Raw genomic sequence first — 25,395 nt, forward strand, 5'->3', positions numbered from 1 at the left:
ACACGGAGTGACTTCCTCGTTCCACAGTACTCCGCGGCCCGCAGCAGTCGGAAAGCTCGCTGGTCACACGGACCGGAGTAGGGTGAAAGATCCAGTCCACGGATCCACGCCAAAGAGGGAACGGTCGTCATGCAGCCCCAGGAGACTCCCCCCGACGGACACGCCGACGTACGTATCGTCACCGCCTCCCCCGAGGTCGCCCGCCGGGTCGCGGAGGTTCTCCGTCACTGCTTCGCCACCACAGAACAGCGCAGCTATCCCGCGGACACCGAGGGAGGGACCCGCCTGGAACTCACTGTGGACACCACCAGCGCGGCGGAACCGGCGCGGTCCTGGCTGGAGACCAGCCGCTCCTCGGGCCAGGACGGCCGCCGGCGGAAGTGAGGGGATCTCCCGGAGCGGCCCGTTCGGCGGCTTCGGGGAGTAGCGTGAACCCATCGGGAGCACTTCGCGCACCGGCCCCGATACCGGTGTCGTTCCTGGTGAGCAACGGCACCGGACAACTGCTCACGCGCAGGGGTTCGGAGACGGGTTCCCACGATGTCCGCGATCACCGACCATTCCTCGCCGCGCGCCGTGCCCTTCAGGGCCCCGTCCGCACGCCTCGCCCTCAAGCCCCTGGGCCCCTCCCCGGAGAAGGTGGAGCTGGACGGCGCCTGGTGGCCCCGCTCCCGTGACCTGAGCGACGAACTGCCCGCGCTGGCCGACGTCCTGGACCCGCTGTGGGGGCGAGTCACCCGTATCGCCGTCAACCCCCGCTACTGGCCGGTCATCCCGCAACGGATATTCGTCAACGGCCATGTGGTGAAGGTCGGTTGGTTCACCACCGAGCTGGACCCGCACAAGATCCTGCTGCTGTCCGGAACGTCGGGCCGCTGGGACCTGCTGGTGATACCCCCGGAGGTCAGCGCCCCATCGGCCGCCCGGCTGATGACCGCGGCGAGCGCGAGCACGGCCCCGCAGTCGACCGCGACCGCTCTCCTGACGGCGGAACTGGTCGATACCCCCTCCACATCGGCCGACGCCGACACCGGACAGCCCGACCGGCTGACCGCGTCGATGCGGCCATATGCGCCGCCCCTGCCGTGACGAGACGGCCCAGATCGCATGGCGACCGCGTAACGGACCGTCGCCGGACGCTGAAAACCCGCACGGTGTCGGGCCACGCACCTCCGGAACACACGGCGAAGCGTTCCGCCTCGCCCGGTCCCCGCGGCAACCCACCACCGGACAACAGCGAGGCTGGCCATGACCGTTGCACGGAGCATCAGGAACCAGGCGCAGACGATGAAGGGCAGGATCACGCAAGAGCTCGGCCGGGTTACCGGCAACAGGCGACTGCAACGCCGAGGCAGGAACGACCGCGTCTCCGGAAGCCTGAAACAGGCGGCGGAGGAGACCAAGGACGCCTTCAGGCGGAACGGAAGTGGCCCCCGATGATGTACGACCAAACACGCGCCCGGCAGTCCGTCGGCCAGACTCCGGGCCCGACCGGACTCCGCAGCCAGGGCCCGGAGCCGCTGCTCCCGTCGGAGGAACAGGACAAGATCGTCCAGCGCCTCCGGCACGCCCTCAACGTTTTCGCCGACACTCCTGTCGAGGCGCTGGAAGAGGCCGAGAGCGCCTACGACGAAGCCTCCGCACAGCTCGTGAACGCCCTAGCGGAACGACGGCGTCTCCTGCGCTCCGGCTGGCAGGGCCAGAACCCCGACACACAGTCCGAAGAACTTCGGCACGCACTGAGGCAGTACCGGGAGATCACCCAGAGACTGCTCCACATCTAGGCGGCCACTCCTCCGCGTCGCGGCCGAGCGCGGAGTAGTGTCGACAGTACCGAGGGCATTTCGCACACCGGCTTCCACGCCGGGTCGTTCTCGGCGAAAGATGAAACCCGGGCCGCCGCAGAGGCGGCCCGGAGACGGGTCCGCATCATGTCGGCGACCTTGCACCCCACCCTGCCGCCCCCCGCGCCCGTCGTAATCCCGGCCGCGCGTCTCGCCCTGAAGACGGACAGCGCCGCCCGTGGCCTCCTGGACGGTGCCTGGTGGCCCCGCTCCCGGGATCTGCTGAGCGAACTGCCCGCGCTGACCGACGTGTTGGAACCCTTGTGGGGCCGCATCACACGCATCGCCGTCAACCCGACGTACTGGCCGGTCATCCCGCGCCAGGTTCCCGTGGACGGCCACATCGTCAAGGTCGGCTGGTTCACCCCGGAAATCGACCCGCACAAGCTGCTGCTGCTCTCCTACCGCACCGGCCGATGGGACCTGCTGATCATCCCGCCCGAAACCGGAGCGGAGTCGGCGGCCCGGCTGATGGCTACCGCGTCCCACCACGACGGCCCGCCCCTGACCGCGAGCGCGCTCATCGCCGCGGAAGAGGCCCGGCACGGCGCCGCCGCGCCCGACGAGCCACTGGACCCGGACGAGGCGTGGGAATACGAGGGCGGCGCCTCGGTGTCCGCGGCCGTTCCGCCTCAGTCCGGTCCGTCCGGTCGCCTGATCGTCGGTATGTGAGGCGGCCGCCATGAACGCCTTCCTGACGGCCGCCACCTTCATCGTCCTCATTGCAGCGGCGGCATACCCGATCCACCGGCTCAACACCGAGCACGCCGACAGAATCGCCGTGCACCGCTCCAGCACCCCCCTGCCCCGCCGCCGCGGACGAGGCACGCCGAACCCGGCCGGTCCCAGGGTCTCCTTACCCCGGCAGGGCCCCGTCGCGGTCGCGGCTCAGGACGTCAGGCCGGGTCCGCACCGGCCCCCGCCGTGAGCTTCTGCCGGACGTCGGGCGCCGTCGTGTGCCGGATGTCGGCGCCCAGCTTCACCAGGTCCTCGACCAGGTCGCGGTAACCGCGGGCCAGGTGGTGGTGGTTGCGCAGCGTGGTCCGGCCCGGTACCGCGAGCGCGGCGAGCAGCAGGACCGCGGCGGCGCGCAGGTCGGTGGAGTAGAGGTCGGCGCCGGGCCGGTACGGCGGGCAGGGGCCGTCGACACGCAGGACCGTGTCGTCGACCGCCGTCCGCATGCCGAGCGCCTCCAGCTCCGGGGCGAAGCCGAAACGGTGCTCCCAGACGGCCTCCCTGATGCAGGTGGAGCCTTCGGCGTACGCCGCGAGCAGGGCGAAGAAGGGCTGGCTGTCGCTGAACACGCCGCGCGACATGGCGGTGAACTCCACCGGCCGCAACGGCTTCGTCAGCGGGTGCGCGGTCACCTCGTCGGCCCCGACGTCGACGCGCACCCCCATCCGGTCCAGCAGGTCGAACTCGGGCGCGAGCGCATGGACCGCCCGGTCGATGCCCGGGCCGGTGATCCGCAGCGGCTCGTCCGCCAGCAGGGCGCCGGCGCAGATCCAGGTGATCACCTCGATCAGGTCGGGGATCAGCGTGACGTCGGCGGGCCGGTCCAGCGACTCGGGGCCGCGGCCATGGATCACCCACGTCTCGGGTCCGGCGAACTCGATGTCGGCGCCCAGGTCGCGGAGCACGGTGACCATGTCGGTCACGTCGGGCTTGAGATACGGGTGGTGCAGCGTGGTCGTCCCGTGCGTGACCGCGCCCATCAGCAGCGCGGTCTTGACCGCACCGCTGTAGCAGGGCCCACTCATGAGCGCCTTGTTGCGCGTGTAGTCGAGCATGTCGATGGTGCACGGGGTGAGCCGCTGCGCCGTGAGGTCCACGGAGCCGTCCTCCGTGAGCCGGGTGGTGACGCCGAACCGTCCCATCACGTCCAGCAGGTGCTCGACGGGCCTCCCGCGAGGGCCTTCGCCGATCGTGCAGCCGCCGCTCGCGGGCAGCCGGGCCACGCCGTTGCGCGAGACGAGGGCGGGGAGCAGATAGAGCGAACCGTGGATGCGGCCGACGAGATCGGCCGGCAGCTCCGCGCGGTCCCAGGTGGACGCGTCGACGGTGAACGTCTCGGCCGCCCCGTCGTAGTGCGCGTGCGCGCCCGCGGCGCGGAAGATCTCGCCCAGCACCGTGGTCTCGACGATGTCCGGGCAGTTCCCGATGCGCACCGGCGCGCTCGCGGTGGCCGCGGCGGCCACGGTGGTGACCAGGGAGTGCTTGAACCCGGAGGTGCGGACAGCCCCGGAGAGCCGGTTCCCGCCGTGGATCTCCAGCAGCGGCTCGCCCGGGGGAGCGGGTTCTCGCCGACGGTCCTGCATGGGGGTACCTCCTGCGCTGAGTGGTGAGGGGTCGGGCGAAAGGGTCTGGTGCGGAATCGAACGCAGCCACTGCCGCGCTTCCCTCGCACTGGTCAGATGGACGACGGTGAGGCCGGGGTGCAAGCCGAGGAAGGCGGCCGTCTCGGCCCGCCGGGTGGCGTGCTGGGACCAGGCCCAGCGCAGCGGGTGGCGCGGGTTGCGCAGCATCGACCGCCAGGTCTCCCGGTTGCCGTGCCACAGCTCGCGGCCGGTGGCGGCCCGGACCAGCGAGCGCCGCAGCACGCGGCTCATGACGGTCCGGCGGGGCAGGTCGAGCCAGACGAACGTGTCGGCGCGCTCGCCGAGCAGGTCGCCGACGACCCAGTGGTACTGGGCGTCGCAGATCCACGCCGGTGTCCGCGTGGCGACCTCCACGTCGTCCGCGAACTCCGCCCGGTGGGTCCACCCGGGCCCGTGGTAGAGCGCGTCCATCTCGATGTGCCGGATGTCCAGCGCCCCCGCGAGGGCGGCGGCCAGTGTGGTCTTGCCCGCGCCGGAGATCCCGCCGACGACGATCCGCCGCAGCGGCGCGGGTGCGGGCGCCGCCACCGGCCGGGTGGGCCGCGTGAGGAACTCGACCGACAGGGCCGCCCCCGCGCAGACGACGGCCAGGCCGAGCCACAGGACGGTGTTCCCGTGGGCCAGCAGCGCCGTCCCGGCCGCCGGGGCGACGGCGCCCGCAATCCCGAAGGACGTCTGGAAGGTCGCGTTGTAGCGGCCCTCCAGACCGGGCGGCGCGGCGGCGTTCGCCGTCGTGGTGACGACCGGAGCGAACAGCGCGTCGCCGAGCGTGCAGATCAGCGCCGCGCACAGGACGACCGCGGTCGTGGCCGGCCCCGCCCAGCCGGACGTCGCCATGACGAGGACCGCCAGGGTGAAGAAACAGGCCGCCAGGCGCAGCGCCCGCGGGGCGGGGACACGCCGCGCGTAGGCGACCGCGGGGCGCCGGGCCACGGCCATCGACACGCAGGCGACGGCGATCACCACCCCGGGCACCCACGACGGCTGCCCGAGCACCACGATGGCGACCACCGGGAGCATCGCCGTCAGACAGTCGGAGACGAACGCCAGCAACAGCGTCAGCAGGCACAGCCGCAGGAAGCCGGGGTCGTCACGCAGGTCGCGCCACCGCCACGCCCGCCCGTCGGCCGGAGGCTCGGCAGCAGGGGAGGGCCGGACGTGCCGACGCACCGTGAGCACCAGGACCATGGCCGCCGCGTAGGTGAGGCCGTTGGCGTAGGCGACCAGGTGCAGTCCCGTACCGCTGTCGATCAGCAGGCCCCCGGCGGTCGCGCCGATCGCGCCGCCCGCCGCCCACCCGCTGACTTTCAGCACGCTCGCCGTGCTCAGCACGCCGATGAGCGACTCGGCCGGGACCAGCCGGGCCAGCAGCGGTGTGCTGGCCGTCCAGAACAGCCGGTCGGCAGCAGCCGCGACGACGGCGAGCGCGCCGACCTGCCACGTGGCGGAGACGAAGGGGAACAGCGCGAACACCCCGGTGCGCACGGCGTAGCTCAGGGCCGCCCCGTTCGCCGGACCCCTCCGGTCCACCAGCAGACCGTTCACCGGTCCCGCCAGCAGGCCGAGGAGCCCGCCGACCGTCAGCGCGGCACCGACGTGCGCCAGGGGGAGGTGCTGCCCCCGGGTGAAGAAGATCAGCGCGACCGGCGTCCACAGGCCGTTGCCCACGCAGTCGACGGTGAGCGCCACCAGGTAGGTGCGTTTCCCGGGCGTCTCCCGCCCCCGGCCGATCACGAACGGGGTCACGGGCGGACGAAATGCACGAGCAGTGCCCGCCGGTCCACGGGACAGGTGTCGGCGACCGGCGGGACGCCGTGCCAGGACCGGTCCGAGCGGACGAGCACGACGGACGTCCCGGTGGTCGGCGCCACCCGCTTCGCGCAGTCGTCCATGTCGGCGCTGCGCAGCAGCCGCAGGTCACCGCTCCACTCCGGGTCCCACCCGTCGTTGAAGTAGAAGAGGTGAGTCACCGCCTTGTCCGGGCGGTCGGTGTGCGGCTCGATCCAGCAGCCCCGGGCGTAGCGGGTCATGCGGGCCTCGACCAGGCACCGCTCCAGGTCCACGCCGGTGAGCGCGGACAGCGCCTCGCGGTAGGGCTGGGAGACGACGTCCGCGACGAGTTGCTGCCAGTTCGCGGGGAGCGTGCGCACCTGGTCCTCGTCGACCGCGCCGGCGGTGACGAGGTTGCGGTTGAACATCCGGTACTGCTTGTCGGACCGGTTCAGGTCCGTGCGCTCGGACTCCTCGAAGCCGGTGTCGCTGAACTCGCCGCGCAGGTTCTCGGCGACGGCGTCCGTGACGAACGAGCGGGGGATCACGGCGTGGCCGAACGGGTCCTGTTCCAGCTCGGCCCGGCTGATGGTCTCGATGTCGACGAGGGACACGTCTTCTTCCTCACAGGTGGGCGGGGTGGGTGAACGCGCCGGCGACCGTGCGCAGCCGGGTCTCCTCCCGGAGGCCGTGGAGCGTGAGCAGCCGGGCGACGCTGCCGTGTTCGGCCTCGATCCCGGCGATCAGCGAGCGCATCGTCGCCGCAGGCGTGGAGGTCCGCAGCCGCAGCTGCGCGAGGGTGTCCTCGCGGGTCCAGTTCGGGCGGGCGTCGGCGCTGCGCAGGGCACGGTAGGCGCGGGCGGTCAGGGCGTAGTCCCGGGCGACGTCCGCCGTCCGCACCCCGAGCGCCCGCAGGACCAGGGCGCTGACGACGCCGGTGCGGTCCTTGCCCATCGCGCAGCAGATGTAGACGGGGACCTCCGCCCCGTCGGCGAGCAGGTCCACGATCTCCGCCGCGACCGGCGCCGCCCGGGTCAGCATGTCGCGGTAGTTCGCGAGATAGTCGCTGGGCCGGGGCCGTACATTGCCCCGGATACGGCTCATGTCGCCGGCCACGGGCCGGGACAGTACGGTCGCGCCCGTGGACTCGGGCCCCCGGTATTGCCGGCGTTCCTCCTCCAGACGCAGGTCGACGACGGTACGGATGCCCAGGCCGCCGAGCGCCGGCGCCGTGTCCGGTGACGGCGCGGGCCCCCGGACGAGGAGTCCCCGCCGCAGGTACCCCCCGGCGGGACCGCGCAGCCCGCCCAGATCGCGCACGTTGGGCAGGCCCGGGACCATGATGCTCCGAGTGTTCATGCCACCCCTTCGCGGTACCGGTCGCGCAGGGCGGCGACGACCTGACGGACGACGGCCTCGTTCGCGACGGCGATCCGGACGGCGGCCGGCAGCCCCGGCGCGCCGGACAGGTCCCGTACGACGATCCCCCGCTCCAGGAGGTGCCGGCTCGCGGCCTCTGCGTCCGCCGGGTCGGGGACGTCCCAGGTGACGAAGTTCCCGCCGCTCGGCCGGGCGTGCCAGCCGGGCACCGCGCGCTCGACCTCGGCCGCGAACCGCTCCCGCAGCCGCCGGACATCGGCCCAGATCCCGGTGAAGACGGCCTGCTCCTCCAGCGACCGCCGCAGCAGGGCGACCGCCAGAGCGGAGACCGAGCCCTCCGGGTCCAGGTCGAACAGGTGGCGGGCGGTCGCCGGGTGCGCGACCGTCACCGCGATCCGGGCGCCCGACAGGCCGTAGCACTTGGAGAACGTGTTGACGCGGACGACGTGCCGCAGACCGGCGAGCCCGCGCACCAGCTCCTCGCCGCCCTCGGTGAACGCCAGGTAGGCGGTGTCCACGACCAGGAGACTGCCGTGCTCCGCCACGGCGTCCGCCAGCTCGGCCAGCTCCTGTGCCCCGTGCACCTGCCCGGTGAAGCTGTGCGGGGTGGTGACGACGACGAACGCCGGCGCTCCCGCCCGCAGCCGGCGCGCCAGGTCACGGAGGTCGAACAGCCCCGTCCCCGGGTCCGGGGCGACCGGGTCGAGGACACAGCCCGAGATCGCCGCGAACTTCGCCCAGCCGTCGAAGTTCGGCTGGTGCAGGACGATCCGCGACACCTCCGGGAACGCCCGGGTCAGCAGGTTCAGCCCGGGATCGCTGCCCGCGGTGAGGACGAGCGAGTCGACGTCGACCCCGAACCGGTCGGCCAGCATCCCGTAGACCGGCCCCAGGATGGGGTAGGTCAGCACGTCGTCCGGGTCGAACTGAGCCAGCGTGGCCCGGTGCACCGCCGCCGCCCGGCTGTCGAGCAGCCCGCAGTTCTTGAGGTTGATCTCGTCGGGGACCCGGGCGCGTCGGTTGCGGAACCGGCCGGCGCTCTCCCGCAGGAAGGGGGAGCCCGCCCCTTCCCGCGCCGTCACGAGCGTCTCGTCCCTCATGCCGGGCGCAGGGCCGGGCCGGCGGCGCGGGCGGGGATGTTCTCGAACACCTGCGTGACGTCCGGCTGACTGCCGAAGACGATGTCGTAGCCGCGGGCCAGCTCCTCGTCGGTCAGCGCGTGGGTGCCCGGCACGAACAACTGCCGGTTGAAGGCGGCCATCTCATGGTCCAGCAGGTCGGGGCCTGCCAGCTCCCAGGGGGCGTACACCGTCGGCCGTGCCCGGCCCCCGCGCTCCTGGACGGCCTCGATGGTCCGCTCGGCACCCTCGATCGTCGTGCCGGGCAGCCCCACGATGACGAAGCAGTTCAGCTCGATGCCCGACTCCTTGCACCAGGCCGAGAGCCGGTCGAGGTCCATCGCGGACTTCTGCTTCGCCCGGGGCAGCAACGCGCCCTCCTGCGGGTCGAGCGTCTCCAGACCGACGCTGATCCGGACACAGCCGGCCGCCCCCATCGAGCGGATCATTTCCTCGCTGAGGTGGTGGACCGTCGTCGCGCACTTCCACGGGTACGGGGAACCCCGGCCGGTCAGCTCCCGGCAGAGCTCCTCCATCCACTTCTTGTCCAGCGTGAACGTCGGCGCGTAGAACGCCACGTACTCGAACGGCGCCGCGGCGAACGACTCCTCTATGTATTGAAGCGTCCGTTCGACTGTGAGCCGCCGTTCCTTCCGTGTGTAGATCATCGGCACCTCGCAGTAGGAGCAGCCGACCGGGCACCCGCGCGCCGCCGGGACGACCAGTTCGCGGCGGCGCGGGATGCCGCAGAACTTGTTCGCGTCGTCGAAGTAGAGGGCGTCGTAGTGCGCGTACGGGATCTCGTCGGGCGTCGGCAGGTACCAGTCCTCCGCCGGGAGCAGGTCACCGCGGCGCTTCGGGGCGGCCCAGGAGCCGTCGCGCCGCAGGTACACCCCCGCCGCGTCGGCCGCCCGGCCCCGGAAGGTCTCGATCGCGGCGACGACACCGGCCTCGAAGTCGCCGTTCTCCACGATCGCGTCGATGTCGAAGCGCTCGAAGAAGCGGGGGTTGACCCCGGACAGCCGGCCGAACGTGATGATCGGGGCGTCCGGGTTCAGTGCCCTGGCGTAGGAGACGAGCCGGCGGAACCCGTCGATGCCGTCGAACTCGTTCATCACGGCGATCACGTCGTACCGCTCCTGGAAGAGCCTGCTGCCGAGGTCCTTCCACGTCAGTCGCTCGACACTGGCGTCGATCGCGGTGACCTCGGCGCCCGGGTAGACGGCGCGCAGGTGGCCCGCGACCTGGTAGAGCGCGAGGTGGTGCCCCGCGTTGAAGTAACTGAGCACCTGCGGCGGCCAGATCACGAGGATCTTCCGGGGTTCGTCCACAATCTTTCCCATGGGGGTCCTTTCGGTGCCGGGCGCCGGACGGTCAGTTCTGCGGCCGGTACGCGGAGCCCGCGAGTTCGGTGTCCAGCCAGTACTCGATCTGGACCGTGATCCGCTCGGTCCCCTCCGGGTGCTCGATCTTCGAGACCGCGTGCCACGACTTGTCGGTGGGCGGGAAGGCCAGCAGCTGGCCGCCGACCGGGCTGATCTCCTCCGTCGGGCCCTCCTTGGGCGACGCGAAGATCTGGAACTGCCCGCCCGCCTCGACGGGCCAGTCGCGGTTCAGGTAGAGGATCACGGTGATCGCCTTGGTCGGCTTGTCCTTGTGGACCGACAGGTAGTCGCCGTTGCGGTGGGTGTAGAGGCCGATGCTGCGTTGCAGGCCGGCCAGTTCGATCCCGGTCGACTTCTCCAGCCAGGCGGTGAATTCGGCGCCCCGCAGGTCCTCCACGAGGTCGCGCCAGATCTCGGGCAGGCGGGGGAAGACCGGGGCTTCCTTCTCCAGGACGATCAGGTCCACGAGGTTCATCCGGTACTGCTTCTCGTGCTTCGGGTCCTCGACCGCGATCTTCGCGACGTCGGCGGTCGGCATGGTCGCGAGCAGCTCCTTCAGCTGCCCGTCGTCGAGCAGGTCACGGCCACGGAAGAGCTGGAACGGCTGGGTACGTTCCTCCAGCGCCGAGTCGAGCGTCAGCACCACGGTGTCTCCTTGGGGTCGATGCGGGGGTCCCGGGACGGCCCGGGCCCGACCTGGCCACAGCCTGTCCGCGGGCCCCTGCCGACCCCTTGTCGGTTCGCTGCCGGGGATCGGCAAGGTCTTCGCAAACCGGCACGCCATCGCACGGCAAGCGCGGTGGTGACACTGGCGGGGCAGCCCTGATACCCGAACCGGTGCACACGCCCGGCCGCCGAGAGGTGCGAGTCTTGATCAACCTGGACGTCCGGCTCGAAACGTGGGACCACCCCTTCCGGCACTTCCGCGGCGCCGGTCTGATCTCCGCCCGGGACCTGGCCGACCTCGGCGCCACCGCGCCGGACGAGGGCCTGTTCCAGCGCATCGACACCTCGACCGGTGACGTACGGCGCCGCTACCGCTCGTCCGTCCTGCCGTTCTCCGACAACAAGACCGGCCTCACCCCCGATGGCATCCCCCTGGCGGCGCCCTGGCGCGAACTGGTCACCGACCTGCTGTCCGAGGAGTTCGCCGACTGGCTTCGCCGCGAGACCGGGGTGGACACCATCGGGCTGCACCGCCGGGCCGAGATGTACCGCCACGTCGACGGCGACTTCGAGGACCTCAACACCGGCAAACAGCACAAGAGACTCGCCTTCGAACTGCACACCAACGAGCACTGGCCGGCCGACGGCGGCGGAGAACAGGAGTACTGGTCCGGCCCGGACAGGTCGGCCGGCCCCGCCTCGACGATGCCCCCGACGGGAGGCACCGCCTGGTTCTACTCGGCGTCGCCCTTGTCCTGGCACCAGATGGCGCCGGTCACCGCGGGGCGGGGCCTGGTGCGGCAGTCGGTCACCATGAGCTTCTTCGAGTAGCCGACGAACTCCGGCCGGACACCGACAGCCGGACACCGACGGAAGCCGCCGCCCGAGCTGTCTCGGACGGCGGCTTCCGTCGGTGGAGCCCCTCGCTCCTCCCGGTCACTCCTCGTCGATCCGGAGGGCCGACGACGGGCACAGATGGACCGCCTGACGGACGGCCGGCCCGTCCGCCCCCGCCGGATCCACCGTCAGCGGCGCGACCAGCCCCTCCTCGTCCTGGTCGAAGACGGCGGGCGCCGCCAGGACGCACTGGGCGGCGCCGACGCACCGCTCCCTGTCCGCGGTGATGTGCACGGGCGAGCCCCTCTCCTCAGCAGTTCACCGGCACCCGGTAGATGCCGTAGATCCCGGCGTCGTCCTTGTACGGCAGCTCCTCGGCCGGCACGGCCAGCGACAGGCCGGGCACCCGGCGCAGCAGCGTCTCGAACACGACCTCCAGCTCCACCCGGGCCAGGTTCTGCCCGAGGCACTGGTGGACCCCGTAGCCGAAGGCGACGTGGTGGCGCGCGCCGCGCTCGAAGTCGAGCCGGTCCGGGTGCTCGAAGACCTCGTCGTCCCAGTCGGCGGCCAGGCCCGACACGACGATGCCCTCGTTCTTGCGGATGGTCACGCCGCCGACCTCGATGTCCTCGGTGGCGACCCGGGCGGGTGCGTTCTCCACGACGCTGAAGTAGCGCAGCATCTCCTCGATCGCCGGAGGCAGCAGCGACAGATCGGCCGCGATCCGCGCCTTGTGCTCCGGGTTCTCCAGCAGCGCCACCACGCCCAGCGAGATCATGTTCGCGGTGGTCTGGTGCCCGGCGATCAGCAGCATGACGGCGGTGCCCACGATCTCGTCGTGCGTCATCACCGGCGTCTGCCGGTTGCGCGCGATGAGCCGGCCGATCAGGTCGTCGGTGGGCTCGCCCCGCTCCTTCTCGGTGACGAGGTCCTCCAGGAAGTCGTTGAGCGCGTCGGAGGCCGCGGCGCGCTCCCGTATCGAGACGGACCGGCTGACCAGCATGCCCGCCCACTCGTGGAAGTCGCGGCGCTGCTCGTGGGGCACGCCCAGCAGCTCGCAGATCACCAGCGACGGCACCGCCTGCGACACGTGCTCGACGAGGTCGGCCGGCTGCGGCGCGGCCAGCATCTCGTCGATGCTCCGGTCGACGATCTCCTGGACACGCGGGCGCAGCGCGGCGATCCGGCGCAGCGAGAACTCCCCGGTCAGGATCTTGCGGTGGGCCCCGTGCTCGGCCCCGTCCAGGTGGATCATGGACCGCCGGGTGCTGAGCCGGCGCACGCGCTCGGCCGCCGCGCGCTGCTCGGCGGTCAGCCGGCCCGGGAACGCAGGGTGCAGGCGGTCGGCGCTGACCCGCGGGTCGGCGAGCAGCTTGCGGGCCAGCTCGTGCTTGGTGACCAGCCAGGCCACCTGCCCGTCGGGCATGCGGACCCGGCTGACCGGCTCCCGCCCGCGCAGCTCCCGGTACTCGGCGGGCGGGCGCATGGGGCACTCGCGGGCCATGGGGAACGACGGAATGTCGTGGTCGAGTGTCTCGGTCATGGGATGGGTTCCCGTTCCTCTCGGGCGTGCCGGTCCGCTGCCGCCGCGCGCAGGGCGACCCGGTTGATCTTCCCGACGCCGATCATCGGGAGCGCGTCCACCACCCTCAATTCCTCGGGCAGTTTGTATGTGGCGATTCCGTGCTCGGTGAGGAAGCGGCGCAGGCCCAGCAGCTTCGGCTGCTTCTCCGGGTCGGAGGGGACGGCGAAGACGCAGACCGTCTGCCCCCACACCGGGTGCGGCATCGCGACCGCCGCGACCGCCCGCAGCAAGGGGTGCTCGGCGAGCAGTGATTCGATCTCCCGGGCGGAGATCTTCTCCCCGCCGCGGTTGATGACGTCGCCGATCCGGCCCTCCACCACCAGCCCGCCCGACGGGTGGAGGCGTGCCAGGTCGCCGGTGCGGTAGAAGCCGTCGTCGGTGAACGCGCGCGCGTCGGCCTCCGGCGCCGCGTAGTACCCGGCGACCGTGTACGGGCCCCTGGTCAGCAGCTCTCCCACCTCACCGGGCGCCACCTCGGTGCCGTCCTCGGCCACGATGCGGATCTCGTCGCCGGGTGAGGCCGGCCGCCCCTGGGTGTGGGCGATGACATCACCGGGGTCGTCCAGCGCGGTATAGGTCAGCAGCCCTTCGCTCATGCCGTAGCACTGCTGCACCGTGCAACCGAGCAGCTGGTGCGCCTCGGCCGCCGGGGCGGGCTCCAGACGGGCACCGCCGGCCTGCATCACGCGCAGCGACGTCGGCCCGCGGCCCCGCTGCCGGACCTCGCTGAGCCACTGGGTGACCAGCGCGGGCACCAGCGTCGTGTGCGTCACCCCCTCCCGGTCGATGAGGTCGAGCGCCGCCCCGGGATCTCCCGGCGAGCCCAGGACCACCCGGCCGCCGAAGGCCAGGACGCCGAACATGCCGGGGCAGTTGAGGACGAATCCGTGCGCCCCCGACATGACGGCGAGGTACACCGTGTCCGGCGACAGCCCGGCCCACCGGGCGGCCGTCCGGATCATGTAGCCGTAGCCCTCGTGGGCGCGCGCGATCGCCTTCGGCGGGCCGGTGGTCCCGCTGGACAGCAGGAAGACGGCGGGCTCGTCGGCCAGCGGCGGCCCCAGATCGGGCAGGGGCCCGGCCCCGGGGTCCGGACGGCACAGCTCGACCAGGTCCTCGGTGCCTTCGGGAACGGCGTCCGAGGTGCGGTCGGCGACCAGGATGTGCCGGATACTCGGGCAGCTCTCCCGCAGTTCCCTCGCCAGCGCGACATGGTCGAAGCGCTGCCAGCGGCGCGGTACGGCCACGGCTGTGGGCCGGGTGGCGGCCACGGCCGCCAGCAGCTCTCGGCGGCGCAGCGTGGGCACCGCCATCACCGGGTGAGCGCCCAGCCGCATCAGCGCCAGCGGCAGGACGACCAGTTCCAGGTCGTTGGGGAGCTGGACCAGGACGCGGTCCCCGCGCGCGATCCCGAGTCCGGCCAGCCGGGCGGCGGCGCCGGCGACCGCGTCCGCCAGCTCGCGCCGGGTCAGCCGGCCGCCGGGGCCCCGGACGGCCTCCTTCTCGGGATCCTCGTCCACGTGCCGCAGCACCAGCTGGTCGACCCGCTCGGGACGCCACCACCCGCGGTCGCGGTACTCCCGCGCGCGATCCGGCGGAATCCTCGGGAGGCCGGGATCCTCGGGACGGAATGAACTCACGCCCTGTCACCTTCCTTTCTCGCGGCCACGTCAGAGAGCCGACTGCGGGGCGAGCCGTGAGATGTCGTACGTGGTGGAGTCGTCCACGGCGAGGTCGGCGCAGATCCGGCCGAACAGCGGGACGAACTTGAACGCCCAGCCCGCCCCGTAGACGACGAGCTTCTCCCCGTGCGTCATCAGGTCCCGCGCGGTGCCGAGGAAGAACTGCCGTTCGGGGTCCGTGGGCAGTACGGCCAGGCAGGTCGAGGTCCGCACCGGGTCGGGGGCGACCGTGGGCAGGTGATCCCTCAGCCAGCCCGAGAGCCGGTCCATCTGGCGCCGGTCGGCGACGCCGGTGGCCGACGACGGGTGGTCGAGCGGGTCCACCTCGAAGATCGGCCCGCAGCGCACGAACTCCCCGGGCGCCCACGGGTTGTGGCCGAACCCGTAGAACAGGTTGGTGTCCTCCCGCGTCGGCTGCTGGAAGGCGAACCAGAACGGCGACTCGTCCACCGGCAGGGCCTGCCGGTAGGCCGCGATGGCCATCTCGTACACCGAGTACGCGAGGCGCGCGCCCAGCGGCTCCAGCAGGTCGTTGGTGTACGGTCCGCAGGCCAGTACGACCTTGCCGGCGCGGTAGGTGCCCCGGTCGGTGGTGACGCTCACGCCGTCCGCGTCCGGCACGAGTTCCGTCACCGTCTCACCGGCGCGCAGGGCGCTGCCGGCCGCCTGGGCGAGGGTGAAGAGGGCCGCCAGCGTCCCCCTGACGTCGATCGTCCCGCCGTCGGGCTGGAGGAACCCCTCGTAGTCCCGGGGCAGGCCGCGGAACCCGAACCGCCGCTCGATGTCGGTGGCCTTGAGCCACTCGTAGCGCACCGAGAGCTTGTCCATCATCGCGGCGGTCCCCGAGATCTGGCCCTCGTTGGTGACGACGTCGGTGTCCCCGAACCAGAGGCTGCCGATCTCGTGGATGAGGCGGCGCTCGCAGCGGCTCTCCAGCGCGCGCCACAGCGGAAGGGTCTCCAGCGTCAGGCGGAACAGGTCCTCCTGGGTGTACTGGAGCCGCCAGTGCCGCTCGGCGCCGCTGGTGCCCCCGCTCTCGTTGAAGAACGTGTGCCGCTCCAGGACCAGCACCCGGTGGCCGCGCTCGGCGACCTGCCAGGCCGTGGCCAGGCCCACGGGCCCGCCTCCCACGACCACCACGTCATAGGACTCCGTCATACCCGGGCCTCCTCGTAACTCGACGTGCCGCCCTTGCCGGTGTCCCGCCGTCCGGTGAGCGCGGACTTCAGGGCGAGCACCAGGTGCTCGACCTGGCCGTCGGTCATCGACGGGTAGCAGGGCAGGTTGACCTGCTCGTGGAACCAGAGCCGCTCGGTGACCGGACACTCGCCGAGCCGGTGGCCCCGGCCCCGCCACTCGGGGCGCAGGTGCAGGGGGAAGTAGCGCACCTGCACCTGGACCCCGGCGTCCTCCAGGGCGTGGATGACCTCGTCGCGGCTCACGCCCTGTCCCGGCCGGACGAAGAAGGTGAACAGGTGGTAGGGGTGGTGGATGTCCTCGGGCACCTCGGCCGGCCGCACGTGCGGGAACTCCGCCAGCGTCTGGGCGAGGCGCCCGGCGATCCACCGCCGCCGCCCGGTCAGCTCCCCGAGACGCTCCAGCTGGACGAGCCCGACGGCCGCCCCGGCCTCGCTGAGCGTGGCGTTGCTCCCGGGGTGCCGGATACGCAGGCACTCCTTCTCGTACGAGTCCCCCGCCCACATCATCCAGGGCTGCGAGCGGTCGTACGGCCCGGCCGGCAGCGGTGACGGCACGAGGACCCCGTCGGCGGCGTTGGAGCGGATGCGGTCGACGCGCTCGGCCCACTCGGGGTCGTCGAAGGTGAGCATGCCGCCCTCGCCGAGGGTCGTGATGTTCTTGCTGGAGTGGAAGCTGAAGCACCCGATGTCGCCGAGCACGCCGGGCCGCCGGCCACGGTAGAGGGCGCCCAGCGCGTGCGCGCAGTCCTCGATCACCCGGACGCCGTGCCGGCGGGCCACCCGCATGATCTCGTCCATACGGGCCGGCCGGCCGCCGTAGTGGACCAGGATCAGGGCCCGGGTCCGCGGGGTGATCAGTGACTCGAACGAGTCGACGTCCACGTTCAGGGTGTCCGGCTCCACGTCGCAGAAGCGGACCGTCACGTCGTGGGCCAGCAAGGGGTCGGCGGTGGCCTTGAAGGTCTGCGGGGTCACGATCACCTCGTCACCGGGGGCGAGGTCCAGCAGGTGAACGGCGAGCGCGACGGCGACGGTTCCGCTGGTGACGGTCATCGCGTACCTGCTGCCGACGTGCTCGCGCATCGCCTGCTCGAACGCGTCCCGCCACCGCCCTTGCGAGAGGCTCTCGCCGGAGCGGACGACCTCGCCCAGCGCGGCCAGTTCGGCCTCCCCGAGGATGCTTCCCACAGCGGGGGCCGGCACGAAGTACCGGGAGTTCTCGTTCACGGTCAGCATGAGCCGGTCCCACGGCCCGCCGGGCTTCCCCCGTCCCGGGCGGCGCGCAGGGCCAGCGCCACCTCCACGATCAGGTCCTCCTGGCCCGCGACCACCTGACGCCTGCCGAGTTCGAAGAAGACGTCGCGCGGATCGACCCCTTCCCGCGCCGCGATGTCGAGCACAGGTTTCTTGAACCCGGAGAACACGCCGGCCAGCCCGCTGACGATGGAGACGGAGTCGATGGTGGGCGGCGCCGGCATCAGCTCCCGCCCGGCGATGTCCGCGGCGTCCAGGAGCCGGTACAGGTCGATGCCCGTCCGGAACCCCAGCCGTTCCAGCACCGGCACCAGGACTTCCAGCTGGGTGTTGCCGGCGCCGGCGCCGAAGCCCCGGGCACACGCGTCGAGGATGCCGGCCCCCGCCTGAGCCGCCGCGACCGAGTTCGCCACGGCCATGCCGAGGTTGTTGTGCCCGTGGAACATCACGGGCACGTCGACGGCGGCGCAGATGGCCCCGATGCGGGCCGTGACGTCCGAGGGCAGGAAGTGGCCCGAGGAGTCGAGGATGCCCACGCCGGTGGCGCCGTACCCGACCAGGCGCGCGCACTCCTCGGCGAGCTGGTCGGGGCTCGCCATGTGCGTCATCAGGAGGATGCCGTGCGCCTCCACGCCCTCGTCGCGCAGGAAGCCGAGGTGCCGCTCGGCGACGCTGGCCTCGGTGCAGTGCGTCGCGATGCGCACCAGGTCGACCTCGTACGCGAGGGCGTTCTTGATGTCCTGGGTGGTGGCCCAGCCCGGGAACATGAGGACCCCGAGCTTGCTGGTCGTCAGGGTCTCCCGGGCGATCGACATCATCTCGTCGTCGCTCAGCCGGGCCCGGCCGACCTGGAGGGACGAGGCGGCCAGCCCGTTGCCGTGGCCGACCTCGACGACCGGGACGGCCGCGGCGTCCGCGGCCTTCAGATAGGCGCGGAACTGCTCCGCGCCGAGGCTGTGCCGCACGGCGTGCTGGCCGTCGCGCAGCGTCGGGTCGTGGATCTGGACCGGCCTGCCCGCTTCCTGGCTCATGCCGTCTCCCTGCCTGCCAGTGCGAGCCGGTCCGCCGCGTGAGACTCGGCGGCCTGGATCGCGGCGGAATTGATGATGTCGAGGTTCCCGGCGTAGTGCGGCAGCCGGTCGCCGGACGCGGTGACCTCCACGGAGACGAAGGCCGTGGAGTCGTTGACGGTGCACACGCTGACGCCGAATCCCTTGACGTACGTACGGATCTCGTCGGCGGCTCTCGTCACCAGCGCGCGCACCGAGTCGGTGGTGAGGTCCCGGCCCCGCAGGTACATGGCGACCCTGAAGGTGGCCGCGGGCCGGGCGGGGCTGATGTTGACGAGCGCCTTCACGTCCTCGACGCCGGTGAACCAGCGGATCGCGTCCTGCGTGGTCTGCACGTACTCGTCGAGGTTCAGGCGCGAGGCGCGGCCCACGCTCAGGGTGGCGGCCGTGGTCACGACCTCGACGCAGTCGATCTCGTGCGCTCTCGCGATCGCGTGCAGGATCGGTACGCACGCCTGCCCGCCGCAGGTCACCATGCTGATGTCGCGGTGGGAGCCGATGTCCTCCCGGTTGACGGCCGGGACGATCATCTGCCCGACTCTGCTGGGCGTCAGGTCCACGATCATCGCCCCGGACGCCGCGAGCTTCTCCGCGTGCTCGGCGTGGAACGACGCGTTGGTGGCGTCGAACACCACGTCGAAGTCCTCCTCGGCGTCGACGAGGGACTGGATGCCCCCGGTCGCCACCGGCAGCCCGCGCCGGGCCGCCCGCCGCAGCTCAGGGGCGTCGTGCCGCCCCGCGACGAGCCGCAGGTCGAGACAGTCCGAGCGCATGATCTTGGTCGCCAGGTCCATACCGATGAGTCCGGCGCCGAGGACCGATACGGACAGCCGTCCAGTTGCTTGCATGTACGGTCGCCTTTCCGTCAAGGTGCGGCGTGATCCGCCCTGGGACCGCCCGCGGAGGCCGGCCGCGGTGGTCCCTACGCGGCCCAGCCTGGAACCGGGGCCTTGCCGACGGCTCGCCGTCGCGCTGACCGGTCGCCGCCGCGGGCGGGGCAAGCGAGGCGGCGAGGTCCTTGCAGGGACGCGGCGACATGCTGTGCGGGCACCACCCCGGGGGCTTCCCCCGCTACAACGCCAGTCCGTACGCCGCACCTTTAGCATCCGAAGGGGACTGCGAGCCGTGGTCAACCCGATTCATGACGACAACGGTGTCTCTCTGGTCCTGGTGAACAGCGAGAACCGGCACGCTCTGTGGGCCGGCGGCCTCGACGTACCGCCGGGCTGGCGCGTCGCGCACCGGGCGGCGAGCCGCCGGGAGTGCCTGGAGTACATCGGCGCCCACTGGCCGGACATCCGGCCCGCGAGACTCCCGGACGCCGGGAAGGACGCGGGCGCCTGCCTGCACGACCTGTTCGCCGCCCAGGCCGCGCGCACCCCCGGGGCGCCGGCCCTGATCTGGCGGGACCAGGAGTTGACGTACCGTCAACTCGACGACGATTCGAGCAAGTTGGCCGCACACCTGCGGCAGCGCGGCGTCGGGCCCGGCGGGTACGTGGGCCTGTGCGTCGAGCGGTCGCCGCAGATGATCACGGCCCTGCTAGGCGTCCTGAAGACCGGCGCCGCCTATGTGCCCCTCGACCCCGAGTACCCGGTCGAGCGGCTGCGGTACGTCCTGTCCGACACGGGTGCACGACTGCTCCTGACCCAGGAGCCGCTCCGCCCGCTCTTCCCGGACTACGACGGCGAGATCGTCTGCCTCGACCAGCACCGGCAGGACATCGACGCCCTGCCCACCGCGCCCGCGCCGGACAGCCCCGTCCCGGTTCCTGCGGACGCCGCCTACGTCATCCACACCTCCGGCTCCACGGGCCGCCCCAAGGGCGTCCTGGTGACGCACCGCTCCCTGGCGAACCACAGCTCCGCCGTGAACCGGCACTTCGCGTTCGCCCCCGGCGACCGCGTCCTGCAATGCAGGCCGCTGAGCTTCGACGCCGCCGCCGAGGAAATCTTCCCGCCGCTCCTGCACGGCGCGGCCCTCGTCCTCGGCAGCGATCCCCTGCGCCAGACGTTCCGGGCCCTGACCCAGCAGGTCATCGACACCGGCACGACCTTCCTGAGCGTGCCCACGGCCTTCTGGCACAGCTGGGTCGCGGAGGAGGACTGTCTGCTGCGGCTGGCCACGGAGTCCGCGCTGCGCACGATGATCGTGGCCGGCGAGAAGGCGGCCCGCCAGGCGCTGCTGACCTGGAAGAAACGGGTCGGCGAGGACATCCGCTGGTTCAACGTCTACGGCCCCACCGAGGGCACCATCACCACGACGGTCCACGAGCCGGGCGCCGACTGGGAGAGGGGCGAGTACGGCTCCGTCCCGATCGGCCGCCCCATCGGCAACGTCCGCACGTACGTCCTCGACGACGCCCTGCGGCCGGTGCCGGCGGGAACACCGGGCGAGCTGTTCATCGGCGGGGCGGGCGTGGCCGTCGGCTACCTCAACGCGCCGCAGACCACCGCCGAGCGGTTCCTGCCCGACCCCTTCTCCGGCGTGCCCGGCAGCCGGCTCTACCGCACCGGGGACCTGGTGCGCGCGGACGCCGACGGCTGCCTGGAGTTCCTCGGCCGCCGGGACCACCAGGTGAAACTGCGCGGCTACCGCATCGAACTGGGCGAGATCGAGACCGTGCTCGCCGAGCACCGGGACGTCCGCTCGTGCGTCGCCCAGGTGACCGGCGACGACCCCGACAGCACTCTCGTGTGCTTCGTGACCGCCGACGAGCGGACCGCACCGCCGGCCGCCGAACTGATCGCCCACCTGCGGAGCCGGCTGCCCTGGTACATGATCCCGACGGCCGTCCACGTCCTGGACGCCTTCCCCATGACCCCCAACGGGAAGATCGACCGGACCGCCCTGCTCGCCCTCGAACCCGACGACGACGGCGGGGCCGTCCACATCGCGCCGCGCACACCCGTGGAAGCGGTCCTGGCGGACATCTGGGAAGACATCCTCGGCCGCAGCGGCATCAGCGTCGACGCCGACTTCTTCCAGGTGGGCGGACACTCCCTGCTCGCCGCGAGCCTCATCGCCCGCATCCGCGCCCGGTTCGACGTCGCCATGACGGCCCGCATGCTGTTCGAGTCCCCGACCGTCGCCGGGCTCGCCGAAGCCGTCACCCGGGCGACCGGCGACGGCGCGGCGGACCGAGCCGGGCGGAGCTGACCGGCGGTGGCACCGCGACAGATCGCCGCCGCGCGGCCCGACAGCCCCTGGCTGCGCACCTTCGGGCCGCCGAAGCCTTCGGCCCCGGCCCGGCTTGTGTGCTTCCCGCACGCCGGGGGCGCGGCCAGCTACTTCCGGGACTGGGGCGGCCAGGACCTCGCCGGGGCCGAGGTGTGGGCCGTCCAGTACCCGGGCCGCGAGAACCGGATCCGGGAGGAGTTCCCGCCCGACCTGCACACCCTCGCCGACCAGGCCACCGAGCAGCTGCGCGGTCTCCTCGACCGGCCCGCCGTCTTCTTCGGGCACAGCATGGGCGCCGTCGTCGGCTACGAGGTCCTGCGCCGTCTCACGGCCGGCGGCCGGTGCGGCGCCGTACGCCACCTCGTGGTCTCGGGGTGCGGCGCCCCCCACCGGGTGCGCCCCTTCGCCGGACAGGAAGGCGCCCATCTCCTGGACGACGACCGGCTCGTGGCCCTCCTCAAGGAGCTGGGCTCCGGCAACGCGGGCCTGCTGGACGACCCGGACATGCGCTCCGCCTTCCTGCCGGCGGTCCGCGACGACTACCGCATCGTCCAGTCCTACGTCCCGCGCGCCGGCGGCCCGTCCCTGCGGACCGACGTCACCGCGTTCGTGGGCCGCCAGGACAAGGCGGTCGGCGTCGGCGACGCGGGCGCCTGGGCCGGCGCGACCCGGGGCCGCTTCACGCTCCGCACCTTCCCCGGCGGCCACTTCTACCTGGGGGAACACCAGGACGACGTCCTGCACGCCCTGCGCGAGGTCCTCCGTCCCGCCACCACGATCGACACCGGGAGAGCTGATGAACGTTGACCTGTCCGACCCGCTCCTCTACCGGGACTCCGACCCCGGACCGGTCTGGTCGCGGCTGCGCGCCGAACACCCCGTCTACCGCAACCAGCGGGCCAACGGGGAGCACTTCTGGGCGGTGATGACCCACGGCCTGTGCACGGACATGCTGACCGACCCCCGCGTGTTCAGCTCCCGGAACGGGATGCGCCTCGACTCCGACCCGCAGGTCCTCGCCGCCGCGGCCGGCAAGATGCTCAACATCACCGACCCGCCCCGGCACGACAAGATCCGCAAGGTCGTCAGCTCGGCGTTCACCCCCCGCATGGTGAGCCGGCTGGAATCCAACATGCGCAAGACGGCAGCCCGGGCCATCGACGAGGCGCTGGCCGCAGGGGAGTGCGAGTTCACGCGCGTCGCCCAGAAACTGCCGGTCTCCGTCATCTGCGACATGCTCGGCGTCGCGCCCGCCGACTGGGACTTCATGGTCGAGCGCACCCGCTTCGCCTGGAGCTCCACCGCCCTCGACGAGGCCGACGAGGCGCGCAAGACCCAGGCCCACACCGAGATCCTGCTCCACTTCCAGGATCTCGCCGAGGAGCGCAGGCGGGCGCCCAAGGACGACCTCATGAGCGCCCTGGTGTGCGGCGAGATCGACGGCGCCCCGCTGACCGACCAGGAGATCCTCTACAACTGCGACGCCCTGGTCTCCGGCGGCAACGAGACGACCCGGCACGCCACTGTCGGCGGGCTCCTCGCCCTCATCGACAACCCGGAGCAGTGGCACCGCCTGCGCGACGAGCCCGCCCTCATGCCCTCCGCGATCCAGGAGATCGTGCGCTACACCTCGCCCGTCATGCACGCCCTGCGCACCGCGACCGAGGACGTCGAGTTCGGCGGCGAGCTGATCAGCGCCGGGGACCACGTCGTCGCGTGGCTGCCCTCGGCCAACCGCGACGAGAAGGTCTTCGACGACCCCGACCGCTTCGACATCGAACGCGAACCCAACCGCCATCTGGGCTTCATCCAGGGCAACCACTACTGCATCGGCTCCTCGCTCGCCAAGCTCGAACTCACGGTGATGTTCGAGGAACTCCTGGCGCGGGTCGAGGTCGCCGAACTCGCCGGCCAGGTCCGCCGCCTGCGCTCGAACCTGCTGTGGGGGTTCGACTCGCTTCCCGTGAAATTCGTTCCGAGGGCCTGAGGAGAGCTGCCCCATGACCGCGCCGACCGCCCCCTCGATCGACCAGTACCTCGGCACCAACCTCCGTCTGCTGCCCCAGACCGACCAACTGCGCGCCCTGCACACCGCGATCCGCGACCGGGACGCCCGCCGCGAGGACTTCGTCCGCTACGCGCGCCGGATCATCCGCCTGCTGATCGAGGCGGGCATGGACCTGCTGCCCTTCGAACCGCACGAGGTCCGCACCCCGACCGGCGCCGCCTACCAGGGGCTGCGCTTCGCCTCCGGGCTGTGCGGGGTCACCGTGGTGCGCGCCGGGGAGAGCATGGAGGGCGAACTGCGGGACGTCTGCCCGGGGATCAGGATCGGGAAGATCCTCATCCAGCGGGACGAGACGACCAAAGAGGCCCGCCTCTACTACACCGCCCTGCCCGCCGACATCGCCCGGCGGCACGTCCTGCTGCTCGACCCGGTCATGGCGACCGGCGGGACCGCGCTGGCGGCGCTGCGGGTACTGACGGAGCTCGGCGTGCCCGAGGAGAACATCGTCTTCGTCAACTTCATCACCGTCCCCGAGGGCATCACCGCCGTCTGCGAGCAGTACCCGCGGGTGCGGATCGTCACCTCCGCCATCGAGGAGCGGCTGACCGAGGACGCGTGGATGCTGCCCGGCATCGGGGACTTCGGGGACCGCTACTTCGGTACGGACGCCTGACGCGTGCGCGGCCGGCTTCTCCGACCGGCCTGGAAGACCGTGAAACGACGACTGATCGAAGGACGCACATGAAGGCCGAACAGGGGCCGTTCCTCCTGCTGAACACCAAGGAGATCGTCTCGCGCCTGCACGAGTGGTTCCCGGACGCCGAGCGGGAGCTGGTCGTGGTGACCACGAGAGCGGACATCCCCTCCGCCGACATCGCCGCGTACGCACAGCGCTTCCTCCACCTGGAGGTGGTGCCCAACCTCTGGGAGCTGCCGGACGACGAACTCCTGGACCTCGCCCGGCGGTTCGGCGTACGCCGGATCCTCTCGCTCGGCGAGCGCGAGGTGCTGCGCGCGGCACGCATGCGGGCCGAACTCGGCCTGCCCGGCCAGAGCATCGCCTCGGCCACGGCGTACCGGGACAAGCACGTCATGAAGTCGACCCTGGCGGCGGCGGGCATCGACGTCGCCCCCATGCGCAGGTTCCGGACCAACGACGAACTCGCCGAGTTCACGTGGAAGGTCGGCTTCCCGGTCGTCGTCAAGGAACTCGACTCAGGCGCGTCGAACGGCACCGTGGTCCTGATGGACGAAGAGGACCTGCGCGCCCTCCCGGAGCGTGCCACCGGAACCCCCCGGCTGGCCGAAGCCTGGGTCGAGGGCGACTTCTACCACGTCAACGGCCTCATGAAGGACGGCGAGGTGGTGCTGGCGGTGCCCTCCCGCAACCTGTACTCCGACTGGTTCTCGGTCGCCTACGACGCCCCGACCATGACGGGGATGATGCCCGACGAGCACCCCCTGTCCGAGCGGCTGCGCAGCACCGCGCGGCAGGTCGTGACCGCGCTGCCCGCCGTACCCGACCTGTGCGCCTTCCACCTCGAACTGTTCCACACCGCCGACGACCGCCTGGTCGTCTGCGAGATCGCCTCCCGGGCGGGCGCGGCCCTCGTCACCGACGTCCACGAAGCCGTGCTGGGCATGAACTTCTACGGCGCGAGCCTGCTCGGCCAGGCCGGACGAGGTGAGCAGGTCGAGATCCACCCGACCGGCGAACGGCTCGGCTTCGTCTGGTTCCCGTCGGCCGACGGAGTCCTGCGCGCGCTGCCCGACACATGCCCGCTGCCGGGGACGGTGAGCTACCGGCCCTGCGGCGACGTCGGACGCCGCTACGACAGCCGCCCCGGACTCGGCCGGCCCGTCGCCGAGATGGTCTTCCGGCTCACCGAGCCGGACACCGGGGCGGAGCTGCGGCGGATCGAGGAGTGGTGGGACGACAACGTCGTCTGGGAGCACCGGACCAACGCGGTGCCCGAGCGCTGGAAGACGCCCCGAAGGAAGCCGGCCGACGCATAGCGGCCCGGCGACAGGACCGGAGG

General features: G+C 72.0%; 24 protein-coding genes. 11 read left to right on the forward strand and 13 right to left on the reverse strand.

The features are described 5' to 3' along the window. The first annotated feature begins 129 nt into the window (after positions 1-129). The 5 genes from IF54_RS0102370 to IF54_RS0102385 all read left to right on the forward strand — a co-directional run bounded on the left by IF54_RS0102370 (position 130) and on the right by IF54_RS0102385 (position 2,516). Positions 130-384 carry a hypothetical protein gene (locus IF54_RS0102370; protein ID WP_030313900.1) on the forward strand — a complete coding sequence of 85 codons (255 nt, stop codon included), beginning with the start codon at positions 130-132 and terminating at the stop codon, positions 382-384. Positions 385-540: 156 nt separating this feature from the next. After that, positions 541-1,089, forward strand: coding sequence for a DUF5994 family protein (locus IF54_RS0102375; protein ID WP_199821163.1), 549 nt, complete (start codon positions 541-543; stop codon positions 1,087-1,089). Between the two features lie 159 nt (positions 1,090-1,248). Further along, complete coding sequence (locus IF54_RS40865) at positions 1,249-1,440, forward strand: CsbD family protein (RefSeq protein ID WP_078851844.1); 192 nt, start codon at positions 1,249-1,251, stop codon at positions 1,438-1,440. Next, a complete protein-coding gene (locus tag IF54_RS0102380) occupies positions 1,437-1,784 on the forward strand; it encodes a hypothetical protein (protein ID WP_030313904.1) in 348 nt (115 codons plus the stop codon). The genes IF54_RS40865 and IF54_RS0102380 overlap by 4 nt, the downstream gene beginning before the upstream one ends. A gap of 147 nt (positions 1,785-1,931) precedes the next feature. Beyond that, positions 1,932-2,516 carry a DUF5994 family protein gene (locus tag IF54_RS0102385; protein WP_234438900.1) on the forward strand — a complete coding sequence of 195 codons (585 nt, stop codon included), beginning with the start codon at positions 1,932-1,934 and terminating at the stop codon, positions 2,514-2,516. 224 nt (positions 2,517-2,740) lie between these two features. On the opposite strand, the gene IF54_RS40730 is transcribed toward IF54_RS0102385, so the two are convergent. Genes IF54_RS40730 through IF54_RS0102420 form a run of 6 tightly spaced genes read right to left on the reverse strand, consistent with a single transcriptional unit; the run spans position 2,741 to position 10,521 of the window. After that, positions 2,741-5,968: an MFS transporter gene (locus IF54_RS40730; RefSeq protein WP_063754918.1), complete on the reverse strand. Its 3,228-nt coding sequence runs from the start codon at positions 5,966-5,968 to the stop codon at positions 2,741-2,743. Then, complete coding sequence (locus IF54_RS40415) at positions 5,965-6,606, reverse strand: prolyl hydroxylase family protein (protein ID WP_051735292.1); 642 nt, start codon at positions 6,604-6,606, stop codon at positions 5,965-5,967. Before IF54_RS40415 ends, IF54_RS40730 begins: the two co-directional genes overlap by 4 nt. A gap of 10 nt (positions 6,607-6,616) precedes the next feature. After that, positions 6,617-7,351 (reverse strand): tyrosine-protein phosphatase, encoded by a 735-nt coding sequence (locus tag IF54_RS0102405; protein WP_078851845.1) that lies wholly within the window; start codon positions 7,349-7,351, stop codon positions 6,617-6,619. Beyond that, positions 7,348-8,454, reverse strand: a complete 1,107-nt coding sequence (locus IF54_RS0102410; RefSeq protein ID WP_030313914.1) for an aminotransferase class I/II-fold pyridoxal phosphate-dependent enzyme — start codon at positions 8,452-8,454, stop codon at positions 7,348-7,350. The genes IF54_RS0102405 and IF54_RS0102410 overlap by 4 nt, the downstream gene beginning before the upstream one ends. Before the next feature lie 14 nt (positions 8,455-8,468). Further along, on the reverse strand, positions 8,469-9,833 hold the full coding sequence (locus tag IF54_RS0102415) for a B12-binding domain-containing radical SAM protein (RefSeq protein ID WP_030313916.1): 1,365 nt from the start codon (positions 9,831-9,833) through the stop codon (positions 8,469-8,471). A gap of 31 nt (positions 9,834-9,864) precedes the next feature. After that, complete coding sequence (locus IF54_RS0102420; protein WP_030313919.1) at positions 9,865-10,521, reverse strand: prolyl hydroxylase family protein; 657 nt, start codon at positions 10,519-10,521, stop codon at positions 9,865-9,867. 224 nt (positions 10,522-10,745) lie between these two features. Between IF54_RS0102420 and IF54_RS0102425 the strand changes: the two genes are divergently transcribed. Next, complete coding sequence (locus IF54_RS0102425) at positions 10,746-11,372, forward strand: 2OG-Fe(II) oxygenase (RefSeq protein WP_030313922.1); 627 nt, start codon at positions 10,746-10,748, stop codon at positions 11,370-11,372. 105 nt (positions 11,373-11,477) lie between these two features. On the opposite strand, the gene IF54_RS0102430 is transcribed toward IF54_RS0102425, so the two are convergent. The 7 genes from IF54_RS0102430 to IF54_RS0102460 are packed head-to-tail and all read right to left on the reverse strand — an operon-like array spanning position 11,478 to position 19,016. Then, the gene (locus tag IF54_RS0102430) at positions 11,478-11,672 is read right to left on the reverse strand and encodes a ferredoxin (protein ID WP_030313923.1); all 195 of its coding nucleotides are present in this window, start codon (positions 11,670-11,672) and stop codon (positions 11,478-11,480) included. A gap of 16 nt (positions 11,673-11,688) precedes the next feature. After that, positions 11,689-12,921 carry a cytochrome P450 gene (locus IF54_RS0102435; RefSeq protein WP_030313924.1) on the reverse strand — a complete coding sequence of 411 codons (1,233 nt, stop codon included), beginning with the start codon at positions 12,919-12,921 and terminating at the stop codon, positions 11,689-11,691. Next, positions 12,918-14,603: an AMP-binding protein gene (locus tag IF54_RS0102440; RefSeq protein WP_030313926.1), complete on the reverse strand. Its 1,686-nt coding sequence runs from the start codon at positions 14,601-14,603 to the stop codon at positions 12,918-12,920. The genes IF54_RS0102435 and IF54_RS0102440 overlap by 4 nt, the downstream gene beginning before the upstream one ends. 30 nt (positions 14,604-14,633) lie before the next feature. Further along, positions 14,634-15,803 carry an FAD-dependent oxidoreductase gene (locus IF54_RS0102445; protein WP_030313929.1) on the reverse strand — a complete coding sequence of 390 codons (1,170 nt, stop codon included), beginning with the start codon at positions 15,801-15,803 and terminating at the stop codon, positions 14,634-14,636. Continuing rightward, the gene (locus IF54_RS0102450; RefSeq protein ID WP_030313931.1) at positions 15,800-17,080 is read right to left on the reverse strand and encodes a DegT/DnrJ/EryC1/StrS family aminotransferase; all 1,281 of its coding nucleotides are present in this window, start codon (positions 17,078-17,080) and stop codon (positions 15,800-15,802) included. The genes IF54_RS0102445 and IF54_RS0102450 overlap by 4 nt, the downstream gene beginning before the upstream one ends. Continuing rightward, the gene (gene dmpG / locus IF54_RS0102455) at positions 17,074-18,129 is read right to left on the reverse strand and encodes a 4-hydroxy-2-oxovalerate aldolase (RefSeq protein WP_030313933.1); all 1,056 of its coding nucleotides are present in this window, start codon (positions 18,127-18,129) and stop codon (positions 17,074-17,076) included. Before dmpG ends, IF54_RS0102450 begins: the two co-directional genes overlap by 7 nt. After that, positions 18,126-19,016 carry an acetylating acetaldehyde dehydrogenase gene (locus IF54_RS0102460; RefSeq protein ID WP_030313935.1) on the reverse strand — a complete coding sequence of 297 codons (891 nt, stop codon included), beginning with the start codon at positions 19,014-19,016 and terminating at the stop codon, positions 18,126-18,128. Before IF54_RS0102460 ends, dmpG begins: the two co-directional genes overlap by 4 nt. A 277-nt stretch (positions 19,017-19,293) precedes the next feature. Between IF54_RS0102460 and IF54_RS39355 the strand changes: the two genes are divergently transcribed. The 5 genes from IF54_RS39355 to IF54_RS40420 all read left to right on the forward strand — a co-directional run bounded on the left by IF54_RS39355 (position 19,294) and on the right by IF54_RS40420 (position 25,372). Further along, a complete protein-coding gene (locus IF54_RS39355) occupies positions 19,294-21,327 on the forward strand; it encodes an amino acid adenylation domain-containing protein (RefSeq protein WP_030313937.1) in 2,034 nt (677 codons plus the stop codon). A gap of 6 nt (positions 21,328-21,333) precedes the next feature. Next, on the forward strand, positions 21,334-22,155 hold the full coding sequence (locus tag IF54_RS0102470) for a thioesterase II family protein (RefSeq protein ID WP_199821164.1): 822 nt from the start codon (positions 21,334-21,336) through the stop codon (positions 22,153-22,155). Next, positions 22,145-23,335, forward strand: coding sequence for a cytochrome P450 (locus IF54_RS0102475; protein WP_030313940.1), 1,191 nt, complete (start codon positions 22,145-22,147; stop codon positions 23,333-23,335). Before IF54_RS0102470 ends, IF54_RS0102475 begins: the two co-directional genes overlap by 11 nt. Positions 23,336-23,348: 13 nt before the next feature. Continuing rightward, positions 23,349-24,029 (forward strand): uracil phosphoribosyltransferase, encoded by a 681-nt coding sequence (gene upp / locus IF54_RS0102480; protein ID WP_051735293.1) that lies wholly within the window; start codon positions 23,349-23,351, stop codon positions 24,027-24,029. A 68-nt stretch (positions 24,030-24,097) separates the two neighbouring features. Then, on the forward strand, positions 24,098-25,372 hold the full coding sequence (locus IF54_RS40420) for an ATP-grasp domain-containing protein (protein WP_051735294.1): 1,275 nt from the start codon (positions 24,098-24,100) through the stop codon (positions 25,370-25,372). The last annotated feature ends 23 nt before the right edge of the window (positions 25,373-25,395 follow it).

It is taken from the genome of Streptomyces sp. NRRL B-3229, assembly GCF_000719505.1.
In the GTDB taxonomy this organism is placed as follows: Bacteria; Actinomycetota; Actinomycetes; order Streptomycetales; family Streptomycetaceae; genus Streptomyces; species Streptomyces griseorubiginosus.